This window comes from Flavobacterium sp. OHVDL-2026-0007 (genome assembly GCF_059882335.1).
On record NZ_CM187612.1, the window covers coordinates 822,083 to 841,224 of the forward strand.

At 37.1% G+C, this 19,142-nt stretch carries 16 protein-coding genes and 1 tRNA gene; 5 read left to right on the forward strand and 12 right to left on the reverse strand.

Annotated elements, in window-relative coordinates:
* Nucleotides 1-21: 21 nt before the first annotated feature.
* The 5 genes from AC51AA_RS03385 to AC51AA_RS03405 form a co-directional block, all read right to left on the reverse strand.
* Nucleotides 22-1,356 carry an anaerobic C4-dicarboxylate transporter family protein gene (locus tag AC51AA_RS03385; RefSeq protein WP_500704337.1) on the reverse strand — a complete coding sequence of 445 codons (1,335 nt, stop codon included), beginning with the start codon at nt 1,354-1,356 and terminating at the stop codon, nt 22-24.
* Nucleotides 1,353-2,762, reverse strand: a complete 1,410-nt coding sequence (aspA, locus tag AC51AA_RS03390) for an aspartate ammonia-lyase (RefSeq protein WP_500704338.1) — start codon at nt 2,760-2,762, stop codon at nt 1,353-1,355. Before aspA ends, AC51AA_RS03385 begins: the two co-directional genes overlap by 4 nt.
* Before the next feature lie 30 nt (nt 2,763-2,792).
* A complete protein-coding gene (locus AC51AA_RS03395; RefSeq protein WP_500704339.1) occupies nt 2,793-3,842 on the reverse strand; it encodes an asparaginase in 1,050 nt (349 codons plus the stop codon).
* 28 nt (nt 3,843-3,870) lie between these two features.
* Nucleotides 3,871-5,112: a DcaP family trimeric outer membrane transporter gene (locus AC51AA_RS03400; RefSeq protein ID WP_500704340.1), complete on the reverse strand. Its 1,242-nt coding sequence runs from the start codon at nt 5,110-5,112 to the stop codon at nt 3,871-3,873.
* Nucleotides 5,113-5,184: 72 nt separating this feature from the next.
* Nucleotides 5,185-5,397 carry a hypothetical protein gene (locus tag AC51AA_RS03405; RefSeq protein WP_500704341.1) on the reverse strand — a complete coding sequence of 71 codons (213 nt, stop codon included), beginning with the start codon at nt 5,395-5,397 and terminating at the stop codon, nt 5,185-5,187.
* 464 nt (nt 5,398-5,861) lie between these two features.
* On the opposite strand from AC51AA_RS03405, the gene AC51AA_RS03410 reads away from it, so the two are divergent.
* From AC51AA_RS03410 to AC51AA_RS03420, 3 genes are all read left to right on the forward strand, one after another.
* Nucleotides 5,862-7,427, forward strand: coding sequence for a serine hydrolase (locus tag AC51AA_RS03410; RefSeq protein ID WP_500704342.1), 1,566 nt, complete (start codon nt 5,862-5,864; stop codon nt 7,425-7,427).
* A 75-nt stretch (nt 7,428-7,502) separates the two neighbouring features.
* Nucleotides 7,503-8,288 carry a TlpA family protein disulfide reductase gene (locus AC51AA_RS03415; RefSeq protein WP_500704343.1) on the forward strand — a complete coding sequence of 262 codons (786 nt, stop codon included), beginning with the start codon at nt 7,503-7,505 and terminating at the stop codon, nt 8,286-8,288.
* Between the two features lie 424 nt (nt 8,289-8,712).
* The gene (locus AC51AA_RS03420; RefSeq protein ID WP_500705676.1) at nt 8,713-10,161 is read left to right on the forward strand and encodes an FAD-dependent oxidoreductase; all 1,449 of its coding nucleotides are present in this window, start codon (nt 8,713-8,715) and stop codon (nt 10,159-10,161) included.
* Nucleotides 10,162-10,213: 52 nt separating this feature from the next.
* Here AC51AA_RS03420 and arsB read toward each other — a convergent pair whose 3' ends face one another.
* The 6 genes from arsB to AC51AA_RS03450 form a co-directional block, all read right to left on the reverse strand.
* Nucleotides 10,214-11,284, reverse strand: a complete 1,071-nt coding sequence (gene arsB, locus AC51AA_RS03425; protein WP_500704344.1) for an ACR3 family arsenite efflux transporter — start codon at nt 11,282-11,284, stop codon at nt 10,214-10,216.
* A gap of 1 nt (nt 11,285) precedes the next feature.
* Nucleotides 11,286-11,900, reverse strand: a complete 615-nt coding sequence (locus tag AC51AA_RS03430; RefSeq protein ID WP_500704345.1) for a low molecular weight phosphatase family protein — start codon at nt 11,898-11,900, stop codon at nt 11,286-11,288.
* Between the two features lie 38 nt (nt 11,901-11,938).
* Entirely contained in the window at nt 11,939-12,412 is a 474-nt protein-coding gene (locus tag AC51AA_RS03435; RefSeq protein WP_500704346.1) for a DUF6428 family protein, read from the reverse strand.
* Between the two features lie 18 nt (nt 12,413-12,430).
* Nucleotides 12,431-12,763, reverse strand: coding sequence for an ArsR/SmtB family transcription factor (locus tag AC51AA_RS03440; RefSeq protein ID WP_500705677.1), 333 nt, complete (start codon nt 12,761-12,763; stop codon nt 12,431-12,433).
* A 280-nt stretch (nt 12,764-13,043) separates the two neighbouring features.
* Nucleotides 13,044-15,452, reverse strand: coding sequence for a glycoside hydrolase family 36 protein (locus AC51AA_RS03445; RefSeq protein WP_500704347.1), 2,409 nt, complete (start codon nt 15,450-15,452; stop codon nt 13,044-13,046).
* 674 nt (nt 15,453-16,126) lie between these two features.
* Nucleotides 16,127-17,332 carry an outer membrane protein assembly factor BamB family protein gene (locus tag AC51AA_RS03450; RefSeq protein WP_500704348.1) on the reverse strand — a complete coding sequence of 402 codons (1,206 nt, stop codon included), beginning with the start codon at nt 17,330-17,332 and terminating at the stop codon, nt 16,127-16,129.
* A 291-nt stretch (nt 17,333-17,623) separates the two neighbouring features.
* On the opposite strand from AC51AA_RS03450, the gene AC51AA_RS03455 reads away from it, so the two are divergent.
* Both AC51AA_RS03455 and AC51AA_RS03460 read left to right on the forward strand, forming a co-directional pair.
* Nucleotides 17,624-17,944, forward strand: coding sequence for an ArsR/SmtB family transcription factor (locus AC51AA_RS03455; RefSeq protein ID WP_500705678.1), 321 nt, complete (start codon nt 17,624-17,626; stop codon nt 17,942-17,944).
* Nucleotides 17,941-18,432 (forward strand): SRPBCC family protein, encoded by a 492-nt coding sequence (locus AC51AA_RS03460; RefSeq protein WP_500704349.1) that lies wholly within the window; start codon nt 17,941-17,943, stop codon nt 18,430-18,432. The genes AC51AA_RS03455 and AC51AA_RS03460 overlap by 4 nt, the downstream gene beginning before the upstream one ends.
* A 312-nt stretch (nt 18,433-18,744) precedes the next feature.
* Here the strand turns inward: AC51AA_RS03460 and AC51AA_RS03465 are convergent.
* Nucleotides 18,745-18,822, reverse strand: a tRNA-Val gene (locus tag AC51AA_RS03465).
* Nucleotides 18,823-19,142: the final 320 nt, after the last annotated feature.

Here is a 19,142-nt window from a genome sequence, read left to right on the forward strand (position 1 = left end):
ATCAATAAAAGGCTTTTAAACTTATAAAAGCATGCTTAATAAAAAGCCTGAGGCTATAGTGACGGCAATAGTTACCAGGCCGGGAATCATAAAACTGTGGTTCACTACATATTTACCAATTCGTGTGGTACCGGTACGATCAAAATCCATGGCGGCCACTAAGGTCGGATAACCAGGTAATATGAAATCGCCATTTACCCCTGGAAACATGGCTATCAAATGGGGTTGACCAATTCCTAAAGACAAGCCTATGGGCATCATGATTCGAGTAGTGGCTGCCTGAGAAAAGGTTAGTGCACTCATGATCACCAAAGCCAAAGCAAATGTAAAAGGGTATTCCGAAGTAATATCTCTAAAGGTGCTTTCTATTAAAGCATCGTTGGCGGACATAAAAGTAGCGCTCATCCAAACCACACCCAATACCGAGATCACCGCAGTGGCCATCGCGGTAAATAAACTCATTTTGGAGACTAAGACAGGAGATGTTTTGGTAATGAGCATGATCAAGGCTGAGGCGGATAGGGTAACCATGATAATCAAGCCCGTCAGGTTGATAACTCCGTCAGCCCCTACTGCAAATCCAGCCTCTCCTTCTCCGACATGGGGAAGAAATTGTGGAAAAGCACCAAAAAAGATAATCAGTAGTATCGCAAGAGCAAAAATCAAAACAGCCGTTTTAGCACCTGGTTTTATTTCTCTATTGGATTCAGATGTTTTATCGATACTCTCTGCAAATTCAGGATCTTTCATTTTCGCAAGGAACTCTGGGTCTTCATTGAGTTCTTTGCCTTTTTTCCATACCGATATGACTCCAGCAATAATACCAATCAAACAAGCCGGTATGCAAACTTTCATGATGTCCACCACCGCCGTGGAATATGCTAACACCGCAGCTAATGATGCTGTTGCTGCGCTCATGGGACTTCCGGTAAGTGCCATATGAGAGGCCACAACCGATATACTCATGGGCCGCTCAGGTCGTATTCTTTTTTTGGCTGATACTTCGGCTATAATAGGAAGTAGTGAATATACAATATGCGCTGTACCTGCAAACAAGCATAAGAAATAAACCGTGAAAGGAGCAATAAAGGTGATGTGCTTGGGATTACGGCGAATAATTTTTTCGGCTATACTGACCAAATAATCTAGGCCTCCTGCGGCCTGTAAGGTGGCCGCTGTGGTGACGATGGCTAAAATGATAAGTAGTACCGCTATAGGAGGTTCGGCTGGGCGCATATTGAAAAATAGCACAAAAATGAGTAGTCCTATCATTCCCATTACCCCTAGTCCAATTCCTTTGAGCCTAGACCCAATCAAGATCATTGCCAATAGTATGGCAAATTGTACCAGGATCATGAAGTGATGAATTTAGGGTTTATCAGATTATCAATGGAATAAATTTCATCCCATTTTTCTTGTGTGATTACTTTTCGCTCTATCACGGCAATTTGATGCACACTTTTATTCATTTTTAAGGCCTCACCTGCTATACTAGCACTTTCTTCATAACCTAAGATAGGGTTTAATTGGGTTACAATGCCAATACTGTTCATCACCATATTGTAACAATGATCTACATTAGCGGTGATACCGTTGATGCATTTATCAATTAAGGTTTGAATCGCATTGGATAGGTAATCTAAAGAGGTGAACATGGCAAAAGCAATAACAGGCTCCATTACATTCAACTGCAGTTGTCCTGCTTCGGCGGCCATAGTCACGGTTAAATCTTGCCCAATCACATAAAAACAAGTTTGGTTCACCACTTCTGGAATTACGGGATTTACTTTTCCTGGCATGATCGAAGAACCTGGTTGACGCGCTGGTAAATTGATCTCATTAAGACCTGTTCTTGGTCCAGAGCTTAACAGTCTTAAATCGTTACAAATCTTAGAGATTTTCACGGCTGTTCTTTTGAGGGTTCCCATAATTTGTACATAAGCACCTGTATCCACAGTAGCCTCAATTAAATCAGGAGAAAGCGTTAAAGGGATCCCTACTTCTTTAGCCAAATAACTAACACAAATCTCCGGGTATCCTTCTGGTGCATTTACTCTAGTACCAATGGCAGTGGCACCCATATTGATCTCTAAAACCAAACTTTGAGCGTCTTTTAATCGTCGAACATCCTCGCCGATGGTGGTGGCATAGGCTCTGAATTCTTGTCCTAAAGTCATCGGAACTGCATCTTGTAATTGCGTTCTTCCCATTTTTAAAACAGTATTAAACTCTTCCCCTTTTGCTCGAAAAGCGGCTTCTAAGCCTTCTAAGGTTTTAATAAAATGTTCCATTTTGTAATAAAGAGCAATTCTAAAAGCAGATGGATAAGCATCATTGGTACTTTGGGAAAGGTTTACATGGTTATTGGGATGCAGATGTTCGTAAGCTCCTTTTGGGTGTCCTAAATATTCCAAGCCCAAATTGGCAATGACTTCATTAGCATTCATATTGGTAGAGGTTCCTGCCCCACCTTGAATAAGATCACTGATAAACTGATCGGTAAACTCTCCAGCAATTAATCGGTCGCATGCATGTAGGATGGCTTCGGCTTTTTTAGGCTCCAAAGCGCCAAGATCTCTGTTGGCCATTGCTGCCGCCTTTTTTACATAGCCAAAAGCTTTAATAAATAAGGGTTCTGATCCGATAGGAATCCCTGTTATGTTAAAGTTTTCTTTGGCGCGTAAGGTTTGTACACCATAATAAAAACGGTTTGGTATTTCTTTTTCTCCAAGAAAGTCATGTTCTGTACGGAAGTCACTCATAATGTTATGGATTAAATTAGTAATAGCGCTTTAAAAACGGAAGAAAAAATCCTGTAATTCTTTTTTGTTTTTTGTTTTGGTAAGTCCAAGCATCAGTAATATTCGTGCTTTTTGCGGGTTGAGATCATCAGATACGATAGTGCCCAGCTCGTCATCACTAGTTTCACCATCCAGTACTACTCTGCCTTCTAAACATCGACTCGAACGGCATACAGCTATATTGGCCTTAGTGGCTCTTTTAATAGCTTCAGTAAAAGCCTTTGAGAAATTACCATTCCCTACTCCTGCTATGACGATCCCATCTACCTTCTGCTTTACCAAATAATCGATATAGTCTGCTGACGCATCGGCATACATAGATACAATTTCGATGGTAGGCAATTTTGTCGTATTGTTTACTTCAAAAGGGCCTCCTTGAGCGGCTTCTCTTAGCGATGATTTATAATATTCCACATGTCCATCATAGACTTCACCTAGCGGACCAGAATTGGGCGATCTAAAGGCGTTGACTTTAGTGGTGCTGGTTTTGGTTACTTCTCTAGAATCATATATAGACTCATTGAAGGAAACCAATACCCCGCGCCCTTTGCTCTTGGGATTAGCTGCCACCGTAATAGCATCAAAAAGATTTTTCGGGCCATCAGCACTGATAGCTGTTGCAGGACGCATAGAACCCGTAATAACAACTGGTAAATTATGGGGAACTACTAAATCGAGAAAATAAGCTGTTTCTTCTTGGGTATCGGTACCATGAGTAATCACGATACCATCGGCCTGGTCTTTACTAAATATTTCATTAATACGACTGGCTAACTTTTTCCATATGTCAATACTCATATCCTGACTACCGACTGAGGATATTTGTTCTCCGCTGATCGTGGCGATTGAATTTACACTAGGGATACTTCCAATAAGATCGGATACCGGAATTTTACCTGCGGTATAGCCCGCTCTATCGGAAGCTTTTCCTTGACCAGCAATGGTACCACCTGTGGCCAGTATGATGATTCTTGGTTTTTGTTGCGAAGTAGCTACTGTTGTTACGAAGCACAACAAGAAGAGGAATAGTAATTTTTTCATTTTTTGATTGTTTATTGCATTAATGTTGTTAGAAATTAAAGAGCATACCAAAATTGAGACGAATTGCATTGGCTCCTTGTGTACTACCGTTATTGTATTGCAGTTCTTTGTAACCAAACTGAGGCTCCAGTCCTATGGTGAGGGAATCAAAGAAATCGTACGAAGCGTTAAAAGTAAATTGGTAATTGGTCATTTGATCCCATCCTGCTTGCGTAGTTCCTCCCTCTGAGAAATGGTTATAAGAGGTCATCAGCATGGTATGGAATTTTTTATTCCAATAACGTTGATAAGATATAAAACCTGCATGAACTGGCAGCAGATTTAGTTTTCCTGAAAGATCCGCTCTTGCAAAACCATCGAGTCCAGAGCCTCCCACTGCTAGAAAATAATCGGCGATCCCCTTGCCTATTGACCATTGTGCTTGTAGGTTATTGACTAGTCCTGATTTTTTTCTAAAAAATATACTGGTAATGGCGGTAAGCCCACCAGCATTTTTGGAAGCAAAGTCAAAATCGGCTTCTCCAGCGGCTATATTTTTTGAATCATAAGCGATACTGCGATAAAGACCTGCTAATTTCATAAAGCCAGTATTATCGAAGGTATATCGTATACCTGCTACAGCATCAGGAACTCTAGAGGGCGCATAGTCGACTCCAGCGGCAGGGCTTAGTGTATAGTCATACAAGCGACGGGGTTCCATATGTTCTGCGGAAATTTCAAAAGCAGTGTGTCCGTTTTCTTTGAATTTTGCGGTATAGCGAATCTGTATCCTACGCGATAGAACCATTCCAGTAGGTCCATCCCAATCTAGTAAAGAGGCAGGCCAGAGAGAAGAATCTCCGAAATTAGACCAATTCTGTCCCACCATCCAATGTTCGTATTGTATCCAAGCGTGTCGTAACCTGAATTGAGAGGTTTTGTTTGCCCCTTCAAAATCAGCTTCTAGCATTGATTTTAATTCTTTTCCATTTTGAAGTTGTATGGTGCTTACAAACCGCAATTGCGATTGTCTCATATCCATACTAAAAGCGGGTATGTCCTTTCCTAATACATCATTTTGATGAATAAGGAATGAACTATTACCATCTAGGTTTCCTTTGAGGTCATAAATTCCATTTAATTTAAGCCTACCGGTAAGTCTAGCAGTTACTTTTGCCTTTCCATTTAAAGAGTCCTTTGAAGATACGGCCATTAACTGTGCGCTTAAGTTGGGGCTTAGTAGCATAAAACAACAAAAAAAGCCAAGTAATAAAAGTTTGTTTTGCTTCATAACGTATTAAAATTATTGCGGGGATAATACTAACGGTTTACTTACTTCTTTTTGATGTGGTGAATGCTGCTCTTAATAGTTTAACAACTTGTCTATAGTCCTTGGCTGTAATTTTTTCCAAATTAACAGCGGGATTGCTTTTGTGGTGATGAGGATAGGTCTAAAAGGTTGGGAGAAATTGGTTTTATTACATACGATCCCTTTAAAGGAAACCAAAACTTCAGTTGTAGCCCAAGTAGTCTTATTACATAATGAAAGTAGTCTGTAAGATAATGTCTTTCTCATGCTATTTCTTTGTATTAAAGTGAAGCTATAATAAGCTGGCCTACACAAATATAAGCAAAATAACTTCTTAAATCTTACAAAAAAATGCAAGAAGTGTTAAATTTTCTTAATTAGTCTTACAAATTCGTAAAGTAATTAGTACTAATATGTAACGCAAAGCAGTTTTGTTTGTCTAACTATAGACGATGGCTATTTTAACGATGTTTTTTATTCTTAATGAGATTTCCTGTCTGTTTGCCTTAGTAGTGAGAGATAGACCTTGAAAATGTGCAGAGACTTAGTTTCATATTAAGAGGAAATCGATTTATGTTCTAGAATAAAGATTATTCTTATATTAGCGAACTGTTTTAAAAAAAGTTAAAACATGTAATTCGTTTACTAGTGGTCTTTTATGATTATTGGTGACCATTATGCCAAGTTAACGACAAACCAAAGAAACCAAAAAATACCTAATCTATATCAATATGAAAAAAAGACCGGTTTTATTAACATCTTTACTCTTTATTTGTTTTTCAGCTACCACTAGCTTTGCTCAACTCAGTTCGTCAAAAATTGATTCCTTGATGGAAGATGCCTTATTAAAATTCAAAGTAGCTGGCGCCTCAATTGCCGTGGTTAAAGATGGAAAAGTAATTCATCTAAAAGGATACGGAGTTTCTTCCATTGATTCGAAGAAAGCAGTAGATCAAAACACTAATTTCCAAATTGCTTCCAATAGTAAGGCCTTCACTACGGCGGCACTTTCTATTTTGGAAGATGAAGGCAAATTGAAATGGACTGATAAAGTAAAAGAGCACCTGCCTGAGTTTAAAATGTACAATGATTATGTAACCGAGAATTTTAATATACAGGATTTGTTAACGCATCGCAGTGGTCTTGGATTAGGTGTGGGGGATTTGATGTTTTTTCCTGACGGTTCGGACTTTACTATTAAAGATATCATGAATAGTTTTCAATATTTCAAACCAGTTTCTGCTTTTCGTACCAAATTCGATTATGACAACCTACTTTATATAGTGGCAGGAGAAGTAATTGCCCGAACAAGCGGTATGAGTTATGAAGCCTTTGTTCAAAAACGAATTCTTACCCCTTTACAAATGAATCATAGTTACGCAGGTAAAAGTTTGATGACCGATAAAAACAATTTGGCTATCTCCCATTCATCCGAGTCCGGAACAATAAAAGCGATTGACTGCATGGATGTTCAGATCAATAGTGCTGCAGGAGGGATTTATTCTAATGTAGAAGACATGGCCAAATGGATGATCGTACGCTTGAATAAAGGGAAATATGGAACAGATTTGAAATCGGAGTTGTTTTCTTTAAAAAATCACAATGAAATGTGGCGTATACACACGGTTGAAGAAACGGATCAAAACCCAAGATACAATTCTCATTTCAGAGGTTATGGATTAGGTTGGGAATTGACAGATCAGAAAGGAAATCTACAAGTATCACATACAGGTGGTCTGCCTGGAATGTTATCCGTAGTGACGATGTATCCGGATTTGAATTTAGGGATTGTTATTTTAACCAATACCGAAAATGGCGGTGCAGGTGTTTTCTCTGCAGTGAACAATACAATTTCTGATAGTTACTTAGGTTTAGACGATTTTGGTTGGACTGATAAAATGGTAGAATGGATGAAGGAAGGTAAAAATGAAGGAGATGCGGTAACTAAAAAAGTATGGGAAAAAGTAAAAGCCTCAAAAAACATAAAGGTGAGAAACCTGGACTTTATAGGTGTTTATGAAGATAAATGGTTTGGTAAAATGGAAGTGTTTGAAAAAGATAAACAGTTATGGCTTAAATCCTATCGATCACCTAAACTCAATGGCCCTATGGCTTTCTATAATGCCAATACCTTTGCAATAAAATGGGAATATCAAGCTATGAATTGTGATGCCTTTGCGATGTTCTCGCTAGATGAAACTGGTAGGGCACAATCCATTAAAATGAAAGGGATATCGCCAAATATTGATTTTAGTTTTGACTTCCAAGATTTAGATTTAAAAAGGGTTGAGAAGTAAGTTTTAAAAGAAAAGGGGTTTAGGAGTTGATCCAGCCAAGAAAATACTAAGTAATGATTTAAAGCCAAGAAAAACATGAAAAAAATAATTCTAATAACTCTTATCTTAATCGCGCAATTCTTTTATGGGCAAGAGAAAGTGGTTAGAAAACCTGAATATGTAATTCTGATTAACAATGAGGTTACTTCAATGGAAAAACTTAATAAATATGCCGCCGATGGTTATGTTAAATCCATGAGTAAAGGTGTCTCTGATCAGGAAAGAGATGAATTAGCGAAGAAGCATGGAGATAAGATTGGTGATAAGGAGTTAGTAATCATCGTTACTCTTCTTACGGAGCAAGAAAAAATTGAAAGCGATAAAAAAATCCGTGTCCTACCAGTAGTAAGTAAAAATACCGTGGTTGATGAGGGATATATTTTGAAAGTAAATGATAAGGCAAAAGATTTTGTCTTAAAACTTATCGACGGAAAAGAAGTAAAACTTTCTGATTTAAAAGGCAAGGTTGTTCTGGTGCATTTCTGGGCTACTTGGTGCGGACCTTGTTTAATGGAGTTTTATGATATCCCATCGAAAATCATCGAACCCAATAAAAATAATAATTTTGTGTTTTTGGCTATTTCTAGAGGGGAAACACAAGAGGTTGTCTTAAACAAAGTACTGAAATTAAGAAAAGACGGAATGGATTTTAATTTTGGTATTGATCCAAATTTGAAAATCTGGAAGGAATATGCGACCCATTCAATTCCAAAAAATTATTTGATAGACCAAGAAGGTGTGATCAGATTTGTATCAACAGGGAATGCTCCTGGAAATGTAGATAAAATTGCAACCGAAATAGAAAAATTGCTATCTAAATAAAACAAAAATAGCAGCTATTAATTGTGTGGAAAGGGTTTACGTAAAACAGTCCGTGCTCCGTATCGAAAAGCTAGTGCTATCACAACAACATAAAACACAATCAAACTCCATTAGAAATAGTGGAGTTTTTTTATTTCTCATAGCTAGCTGTTGACCAAGCTAATCAATAATTCATTGAGAGAGTTTTTGGTGTTTCATCCAATAATGCAAAAGTAGTTGGCTACTGGCAATCTTTTGTCTTAAATTTGCACCGCTGCTAAAAATAGCAAAGTACTGAAATAGAATATACTTCGTAACTCTGAGGATAGAGAACTAAAGCAAGAATTAATGGTTAATTTACCATTAGGATTAGTAGTATAGTTATTGGTTTAGTTTTTTATATAAAGAAAGTGAAGATTGAGTTAAATAAAAGGAAGTGAATAGAATGGGAAATGAACAAGCCAGCTGGATTAGCTGTCACGAATGTAGAGGACGCGGTAAAAAAAGTCGCGGACTCACCAAGAAAGCGCGACTGCAATACCAGAGGGCATTGGAACAGTTTGAGGTAAACAAAGGTAAAGGAACAACACCTGTTCAGCCTAAGGGTCATCTGTATACTTGTTTGAAGTGCAATGGATCTGGCTTGCTTAGCTCCACCACTGCCCCACTAGCCGATAAAGAAAACCTTCCGCATCTCGCGATTATTGGAGCTGGTATAGGTGGCGTGGCTCTTGCGGTGGCTTGTTTACATCGCGGAATCCCTTTTACACTTTATGAGCGTGATAATAACTTCGAAGCTCGATCGCAAGGCTACGGACTCACTTTGCAACAAGCAAGTAAAGCTATTGAAGGATTAGGTATTTTTTCTCTAGATGAAGGAGTAATTTCCACCAGACATGTGGTTCATACCACTGAAGGGAAAGTAATTGGGGAATGGGGAATTAGAAAGTGGATACTGTCTGATACGCAATCGACTCTTAAGCGTACCAATGTACATATCGCCCGACAATCTTTACGTTTAGCTTTACTGGAACAACTCGGTGGTCATCAAAGGGTACAATGGGGACATCAATTAATGGATTTTCAGGAATCTGAAAATGGCAGTATTATTTTAAACTTTCAAGTAAACGGAGATGTAAAAAATGCCAAGGCCGACCTTGTGATTGGAGCTGATGGAATTCGTAGTGCTGTACGTCGATTGCTTATCGGGGAGGATACTACTCCTTTGCGTTATCTAGGTTGCATTGTGATATTGGGTATTTGTCCGTTAGAGGCTCTTGAAGGTCTTGATAGTCCACTACTCGACTCGGCTACTGTATTTCAAACAGCCAATGGCAATGAGCGGATTTATATGATGCCTTATGCGTCAGATTCGGTCATGTGGCAACTTAGTTTTCCAATGACGGAAATGGAGGCAAAAGAATTAAGTGCCAAAGGAGCTCAAGCGCTAAAAGAAGAAGCTTGTCGTAGAACGCAATGGCACAGTCCTATTCCTGAAATTTTAGCCAATACCTTGGAAGCACAGATTTCTGGTTACCCTGTTTATGATCGAGAATTATTAACATCAGAATTGTTGGCAAAAGCCAAGCAAGTGACACTGATCGGAGATGCTGCCCACCCTATGAGTCCATTCAAAGGACAAGGTGCCAATCAAGCGCTGTTAGATGCACTCACGTTGGCTCGAGGTATATCAAAAGAATGCAGGGCTTCATCTGACTGGCGAATAGCGGGATTGCGAAAAAGTGTACTCGCAGACTTCGAATCAGAAATGTTAGAACGAAGTGCTACTAAAGTGAAAGATTCAGCAGAGGCTGCACAATTCCTACATTCTGAAATTGCGCTTCACGAAGGTGATGAGCCCAGAGGGCGTTGTCTCAAGAGAAAAGAGTTGTAAAAGGGGTTAAATAGAATAGGCATAAACCCCATGAATGAACAATAAAAACATTCTAAATTTTCACAATAAAGTATTTCTGTCTAAGCCAAAAGGCAACATTCACTAATGCAATTAAAGCAGGTACTTCTACTAAAGGACCAATAACGCCTGCAAATGCTTGTCCACTATTAATTCCAAAAACTCCGATGGCTACGGCAATAGCTAATTCAAAATTATTACCTGTGGCTGTGAAGGCTATGGCTGTGGTTTTTGAATAATCGGCACCTAAGTATTTTCCAATACCAAAACTAATCACAAACATAATTACAAAATAAATAAGCAGTGGTAGGGCAATACGTACAACATCCATAGGGATTTGAAGCATCAGTTTTCCTTTAAGACTAAACATAAGGATGATGGTAAAAAGTAATGCAACTAAGGTTATGGGTGAAATAAAAGGAACATATTTGGTTTCGAACCACGTTGTCCCTTTCCATTTAATAAGTGTGTAGCGACTGATAATACCAAGAGCAAAAGGAATGCCTAAGTAAATGCCTACGCTCTGAGCGATTTGCCCCATACTAATGTTAACCTCAAAACGATCATATCCAAAATAAGAAGGAAGAATACTAATAAATAGATAGGCATAGACGCTATAGAGTAAAACCTGAAAAATACTATTGAGGGCAATAAGTCCTGCAGCATATTCCCTGTTTCCGTCCGCCAAGTCATTCCAGACGATCACCATGGCAATACAACGTGCCAGCCCAATTAGAATAACCCCTATCATATATTCTGGGTAACCATTTAAAAAGAGTAAGGCTAGTGAAAACATTAAAATAGGTCCCACTATCCAGTTTAGAAATAATGATGCACCCAATACTTTAGTGTTTTTAAAAACTTGTCCCATTTGCTCGTATTTTACTTTTGCTAATGGTGGATACATCATTAGGATCAATCCAATGGCCAGCGGGACATTGGTTGTTCCACTAGAAAAAGAATTGATAAATGCAGTACTCGATGGGATAAAATAACCTATGGTAACGCCAAGTACCATTGCCAGAAAAATCCATAGGGTTAAAAATCGGTCGAGGAAGCCTAATTGCTTTGGTGGCACTAAGAGGGCGGTGTTTTTTACTAACATACTAATGCTTGATTTGTGAGAAAACATAAAACATTTCAGTTCCAATTTGAATACTGCGTTCTCGATATACTAGTTTTTGCTGCGGGGTTCCATCCGAAATTTTCGGATCTTCAAAAGTAACGGGAATACGTTTTTCTGCACCTGGAATATAGGGACATCCTCCATCGGCTTGAGAACAAGTCAGTATAGCAGCAAACTCATTTTGGGGGTTAAAAGTAGCATCATACACCTTAGAAAAACCAATGATAGGATGCTGGTCGGCTGAGAATTTTATGGAATAAACAGGGTTTTTACCTTCCGCTAGGGTTTCGATTTTAAATCCGCTATCCCCTAATGTTTCAATGACCATCGGGAATAAAGCGGTAGTTTCTGTTCCTCCAGAGTAGCAAAACACATTTTTTACTTGATAAAAAGCACTGGCCGTTTGAGCCCATACCTGAGACAAATGACTTCTTCTCGAATTGTGGGTGCAAATTAGATTGAGTCTTATTTCTTGTTGGCAGTTTACTTTCTCTTGAATGTAGTCAATTAAAGGTTGCAAGATCACTTTTCTTTCTGTTGAGATTTGATTAAAATCAAAAGAGCGAACTAAATCTTGTATTTCGGTATATAACATGGTATTGGTTGTAAAAGTTTTTATGATCGTCTTACTCCTTAACAACAACTTCCTCCTGGTGTGCAAGAATTAGCACTGTCGGTATGTAATTGCGTTAGTTTTAACTTTGGTTTCTCTGAAGGCACGCCACATTGTTCTTGAGCTAAACAAGCGGTATGTTTATTTAATAAAGTGAAATGCTGCCCATTAAAATCGAGGTCATATTTACCAATTGTAGTATCCTGATATTCCACTTCAATTTCAAGATCTTCGATCCCTAAAACTTTTTGGGAAAGTTCAATGATGTGAATAAGTTTTTGAGGTTTTAGCCTGTGTTCATAATCATTGGCATCCCAAAGTTGAAAATTGGCCACCGTCTCTTTTCTCACTACCCCTCCGCAGTCAATGAAATTCTTAGTAATCAAACCCACTTCCGTTACGTGGAAATATTCAGGAACAAAGGTTCCGTTTGGCAATTCAAAGTTTACAGCTTCTACTGTTTTTAGTACTTCTTTAATTTGTGAAAGTTTCATAATTGGTGTGTTTAAAATTTAACAACATTCATTTCTTTTTTTCTGTAGATGATGGGTAATGTGTTCAAAAAAGCCCTTTATTTTGTCTAATCCAGGTTCGTTGATACAATAGCAGATAGCATTACCCTCAATGTTTCCCTTAATCAGACCTGCATTTTTCAATTCTTTCAAGTGTTGTGATACCGTCGGCTGAGAAAGAGGTAATTCATTTACGATATCTCCACAAATGCAAGTATCTACTTTTAAGAGATATTCCATAATGGCTATTCGGGCAGGATGACCTAAAGCTTTGGCTAGAATAGCCAACTCGTTTTGATTTTCTGTAAAATGATCTGTTTTAGTAGCTCCCATTGTTTTATATTTATATTGCAATATTACGATAAAGATAGAAATAAATACAACTTTTAACATTTATTTTAATTTGGAAAAAAGTATTTTAGGTCTTTAGTGATAAAAAGTCCTCTGTTTGTTAAGGGAAAAGGGGATTTCTTTTTCTACGACATTAGACAATTACAGTACTGGTAAAAATAGCAAAACTACACCATTTAACGGTGTAGTTTTGTTTGCAAAGCCTTGTTAATTAGAGTAATATATAGGGTTGTTTCAATGAATAATACTAATCCAGATAGAGTTACTTTTTAAATTTGATTTGCCATTTAATTATTTGACTTTCTTTACTTCTTATGAGTACTCTTAACCAACCCTTTTCTGTTTGTGGTAAAACTTCAATGGTGGTATTTTTTGGATTTCCAATCAACTTAGCTACTTCCACCTTCCAATTTGCTCCATCATTTAATCCAGCAATTCGTAGTTCATAAGGATCACCTCCAATAATTTTACTAGAGCCAAACAAGCTGTTTTCTTTCCATTCTTCCTTTGTTAAATCAATCATTCCTTGAGTGATATGTTGCGAAGTAGAAACAACTACAGGATGATTTGTTTTAGCACGAACCGCTATCACTTTACAAGATTCTGCAGGTAATTCCCCTGAAATACTAGTGGTAATGTCAGCAATTGGTTTGTTCTCCCAAAAATCGAACGCATAATATCCTGATTTTGATTTCAACTCTGCCCAGGCGGTACTACATTCAATTTTTTTAGGCGTTAATTCCCAATTATATAAGCCGATGACATTTCTTTCGGTTCCAGATTTCGCATCCGAAGCCTTCCATATTGAAGGCAATGATTTTTCAAAAGCATCTACAGGACGAGCAATTCCCGTGTGAGAAGCCATGCAGCGTTTCATAATTTCAATACGTTCGGTCGGTAAATCGGGTACCCAGTCACTGCTTAAGAAAAACTGTCCCGAAACGGCCACAAATGAAGGAAGTAATCGAGCTCTAGTAAGTGAACCTATTCCTTTGGCTGAACCATCTGCTGTAGAGGTGCCACTCTCTCTTAACATAGAAGGGTCTGGATCATTCCACCAAATTCTGCCATTTAAAAAATACAATCGTGAAGCACGGATGGCTCCAGTTCGAATACTTTCTCCATCGTGATTGAAATCAGGTCCTATGCGCATAGCGTCGACCAAACCTATGGATGCCCCAAAGGATCTCATGTTTTGACTTACACAACAGCCAGATAAAAAGACCTTGTTAGCTGTGGCATTTCTGATAAGCTTTAATCCGTTTCGAAAAGCCTGAATCTGGCTGATTAAGGGATCAAATAAGGGTTTGCTATTCCCGATAGTATCATTCTTATACCCATCATTGATATAAACCTGTTCTGTGACTGTACCAGTCCATAATCCGTCCATTTTAAAGTAGTTATACCCCCAACCTTGAAGTGTTTTAGAAACATAGGAAATATGGTCTTGAACTTTAGGATTAGTTAAATCCAATGAGGTTCCGCCCCATTTAGTTTCATATGGTTTTCCGTTGGTGCGATAAGCAAACCAATCCTGCCTGTCTTTATATTCTGGATCTTGATGATTTCTGGCAAAGGGCATCCACCAAATACCGGCCGATAAACCAGCATTCATAATGGCTTTTGCAGTAGGAGCCATTCCGTTAGGATAGCCCCCTATTTTTTTGCCTTCACTTGTTCCTCGCACTCTATCAAAACCACGTCGAGGACCATTAAAATTACCTCCATCTTGCCATTCGTCGTCAATCTGAATTACGCCAAGACCATAGGACTTTAAATTATCCTGAACATATTTGGCCATTTCAATTGATGATGCTTCACTTCCAGCACCACCATTTTTCTCAGAGTACCAGGTACAATAGACGGCGGAGCGTTCACGGAGTTTAATTTTATTTTGTATTGCCAGTGCATCTGCAAATTGTTCCTCCCCTAAACGCGCATCGTCGAAGTAGCCAACCACTAAGGTTTCTGTGATTTCTTTCTTTCCGCTAGGCAATCGTAAATGACCATAATCAATCTGAGCTTTTATTTCAACAGCATTATTCTTGATTCCTGAGAATAAAACACCACTACCCTTCTCATTGGTTAGCCAACCTGTAACTACACCATTTCTAGAAGAAGGATCAACTGTCGTTAAAAAGACATAACTTCCTGGGTTTTTATCCGCATCAAGCAGTCCACCAGTCCCTAATGTTTTTAATTGATCTGCATTTTTGCCCAAATCCGCTACAAAAGAAAGAGGGTTTAATTTTTGGATGTCCAAAAGCTCTTTCCCTTGATTATTTAGGGTCTGACTTACAAATAAAAAAGGGGATGACGGATAAAGAGCGAATGAAAATTCCCCTCCATCTGCTGTCATAATATATAATGCAGTTCCTTTTCCAAAGGCGGGATTTGTAATTTCTTTTTTCTTAGCAAGACCAACAATTCCATTAGGGAGAACATTCTTTAAAAATGTTTTCTTGGTCGATTGCGAAGCAACCTCGAGGCTTTTAGTTAGTGGATTATAGTTTACAGAAATGAATTTGTTAGCAATCGAACTATTGGTTTCATTGAATGGTCTCTTTACTGTTTTGGAGAAGGTAGTATTGGGTATTGGAGGTAAATGATCACACAATCCCACTGCAGGGAATGCTAATAGTGCCAATCCTATAAAAATTGATTTTTTCATTTTAGGTTAGTTAGGTATTACTAATTTTATTAATATTTATGAATGTTCTTTTTTAAATTACAATGCCGTACTGTGGGGCAATTTCTTGCGGGTCGCTTAATTTTACTTCAAAAATATCCTGTTGAACGTATTCATATAGAATCATTGCTTCTTCCTTGCCTTTATTCTTGACATTTTAAAAATGTTCAGATAAACATAGCAGTTCACTCTTCTCATCTTAATTATGTGTTATGTTCTGTTCTGGTATGTATGTCAAAATAAATATAAAACTTTTATCTATAAAATCAGCTCCACTATCTATGATTTTTATAACAATTTATTCTATAATAGTGTTTTATGAGTTGATTAGCAGTCGTAGATAAAAAACGGCTGATGTAATAAAAAGACATAAAAAAAAACTCCGGTTTGGGAGTTTTTAGATGGTTCTTACTAAATTATATATTGTTAAAGCTGTAATGAGCTCATACTTTTTTCTTTTTCCTCATTATTTTAGTAGCCGCAATATAGAGGCCTACTAGTACTAAAAAATGAATTAAATAATACTTAGGTTCTCACTTTCCATTTACCACTGAGAATACACGATTCCTTCTTACTTTGTTTAAGCCGGAGACGTCAATTCGCTTTTACTTTTCTTCCTTTTTCTTCTATAATCAGTAGTAAGACCGCGTTTATAGTTATCGTATTAGTTTGAGATAGGCACTATAAACATCATCCTTAATAGAGGTACGAAGATAAAGTTCGTTTTCGTCTTTTGTTTTAAATTCAAATTGAATTAAAGCTGCCTCAGAATAATAAAACAGGTAATCGTCTTCCGCAAACTCAAGATTCGAAATAGGTTTGGTTGTTAATTTAATTTCGAATGCTATTTCACCATTGGTTATGTCTAATTGAAAAAGTTTTCCTTTACGAGTATATCCCCAAATATTATCACTTTCCTCAATAATGTATTCTATAATCTCATCTTTAAAGTCCGTTTTCCAAATCTGAGTTCCCGTTTTTGAATCTACAGCATAAATAGATGAAACTGTTGGACCTTGTGCTGCAAAATATACTTTTTTGTCTTTGCAGAATATACGTTCCTTAATGTTGTGCTGATTTTCTTCTAGTTTAAATTGCCATAAAATTTCTGGCTTATTTGGACTTAAGGCAAAAACGACATCTTTTTCATTTGCTACAAATACATTTTCGCCATCAGTAACGGGTTTTCCTTGTATAGCTTCCTCAAAGTTTTTTTGATAAATCAATTTTCCTGTATTGGCTTCAAAGCTATATAAACTTGTCGCGCTTTGGGTAAAAACTTTGTTGTCAAAATAGAGAACAGGAGTATGATTATCTGAAGGATCTAGCTTGTAGTTCCATATTGAACTTCCATCTTTTATGTTCAGAGCATAAATGGTATTATTTGGATTTTGGGTGGTGATATATAGTTTTCCATCGTTTATCACTGGAAGCTGATCTTTTAATATAATTTGATCTGTACTATTGCCTAACCTTGATTTCCAAAAAACAGCTCCGGTTTGGTTGTTAATTGCGAAGATTTCACCATTAATAAAGGGAACATATACAACTCCATCCTGTAAAGTTACTTGATTTGCGCACATTTCTGTGTTTGAATCAGTAGCTTTTACGGTCCAATTGATTACTTCGGATTCTAAATTAAATGAGATTAGGGCGCCGTCGTAGTCATATATAAGGATTGATTTTTCGTCTAATGGTACCTTTTTAAGCGGACTAATAGCTTTATTAGAGACCATATCATTAGCGGTTAAGACGGTGTTATTAGAATCATTAGTTTTGCTGGGTTTTGATATAGTTGGCGTTTGCCCAAACATATTGATAGCAGTAAATACAGATAAAAGAGTGATTAGGTTTTTTTTCATTTTTAAAATTTGGGTTCTTTGATTTATTTCTTAGCCATAAAGAAGCCAAGGAAAACATTATCAAAGTCAAATGTAGTAAAAAATTACTACAGCATTTTAGAAGTGTTAGGTCTTTGAATTGTGAATTTGAGTTCCAAAGAGAAGAAATAGAAAAGAAAAAAATGAGGATATATAACAACTTTGAATTTTACATGATTTCCATTTTATAAAAAAAAAGGATAAAAAATTGCGCAACCAAATAATTGCACATATATTTGCAACCATATAGTAGCGAATAAATTAATAATGGAAATAAGACGAGATATTTTTCAAGCAATTGCTGACCCAACTCGACGAGCAATTATAGGACTTATCGCTATACAAGCCATGACTCCTAATACTATTGCAGAACATTTTGAAAACAGTCGGCAAGCAGTTTCCAAACATTTACGCATACTGACAGAATGCGAATTAGTAAAGAAAGAATTTAGGGGAAGAGAAATATACTACTCTTTAGAAATAGAAAAAATGAAAGAGATTGACAAATGGCTGGAACAATACCGAAAAATTTGGGAAATCCAATTTAATCAACTCGACAATGTATTATCAACACTTAAAAAAAATATAAAATGAAAAACAATTTGCTATTTGATTTTACCGTTGACAAAACAACAAAAACGGTAGTCATAAACAGAGAATTTGCAGCTGAACTTCCACTTGTTTGGGATGCGTTTACCAAAGCAGAATTACTGGACCAGTGGGTTGCGCCTAAACCCTGGACATCCAAAACAAAATACATGAATTTTGAAGTTGGTGGACGAAGATTTTATGCCATGGTAAGTCCAGAGGGACAAGAGCGTTGGTCTATACAGCAGTATACCTCCATTACTCCAAGAACTAATTTTAAAATGCATAATGCTTTTGCGGACCAGGATGAAAATCCTGAATTGCCAGGTTCTGATTGGGATTATAATTTTAGTGAACTAAACGGCCTAACTAAAGTGAATATTGTTATTTACAATGAATCTCTTACCCGTTTAGAGAAAATGATTGAAATGGGCTTTAAAGAAGGTTTTACAATGTCTATTGATAACTTAGAAAAATTATTGACAACTTTGTAGAAAAGACAGTTGAAAATAGATCCGTAGGAGAAACGGAGTAATAAAAAAAATACTGAATAAAATAAGAAAAGCAGAAACGAAAGTTTCGGCTTTTCTTATGGACTGTCAGGGACAACAATCAAACACTTACTGTCCATCTTTGTGTTTTTTGAAAGTATAAAACTAAATATTTGGTAAAATAGCGTTTGTGATTGATCTAATATTTTCTTTCGAAAGAAATACCATTGAATCTATATACACCGCTTGGACTTGCAGCTCCAAGCCACAATTCATAAGACATAAAAAAACTCCTTAATTTCTTAAGGAGTTTCTTGGTGGGCGATGAGGGGTTCGAACCCCCGACCCCCTCGGTGTAAACGAGGTGCTCTGAACCAGCTGAGCTAATCGCCCTATTTTACTAGGTTGCTATCGTTTGTGATTGCGAGTGCAAATATACAGTTAGATTTCGTAATTCCAAGCATATTTTGCAGCAATTTTTAAATAAAAGTGTTTTAATGATTTCTGGTCACTTAGAAAATGTAATTAAAAATATCATTAGTTCTGATCCTGAATATGATAAGAAAAATAGAAACAGAGTGTATTTCTTAGATTGTTAACCTAAATTAAATAGTTTTTGATTAAAAGTAGATCAGAATTTACTAAATCTTGGAAAAAAAGGAGTTGATTGGTAAAACGAAAGAGCTGAAAATAATCAATTATTGCAAAATGCT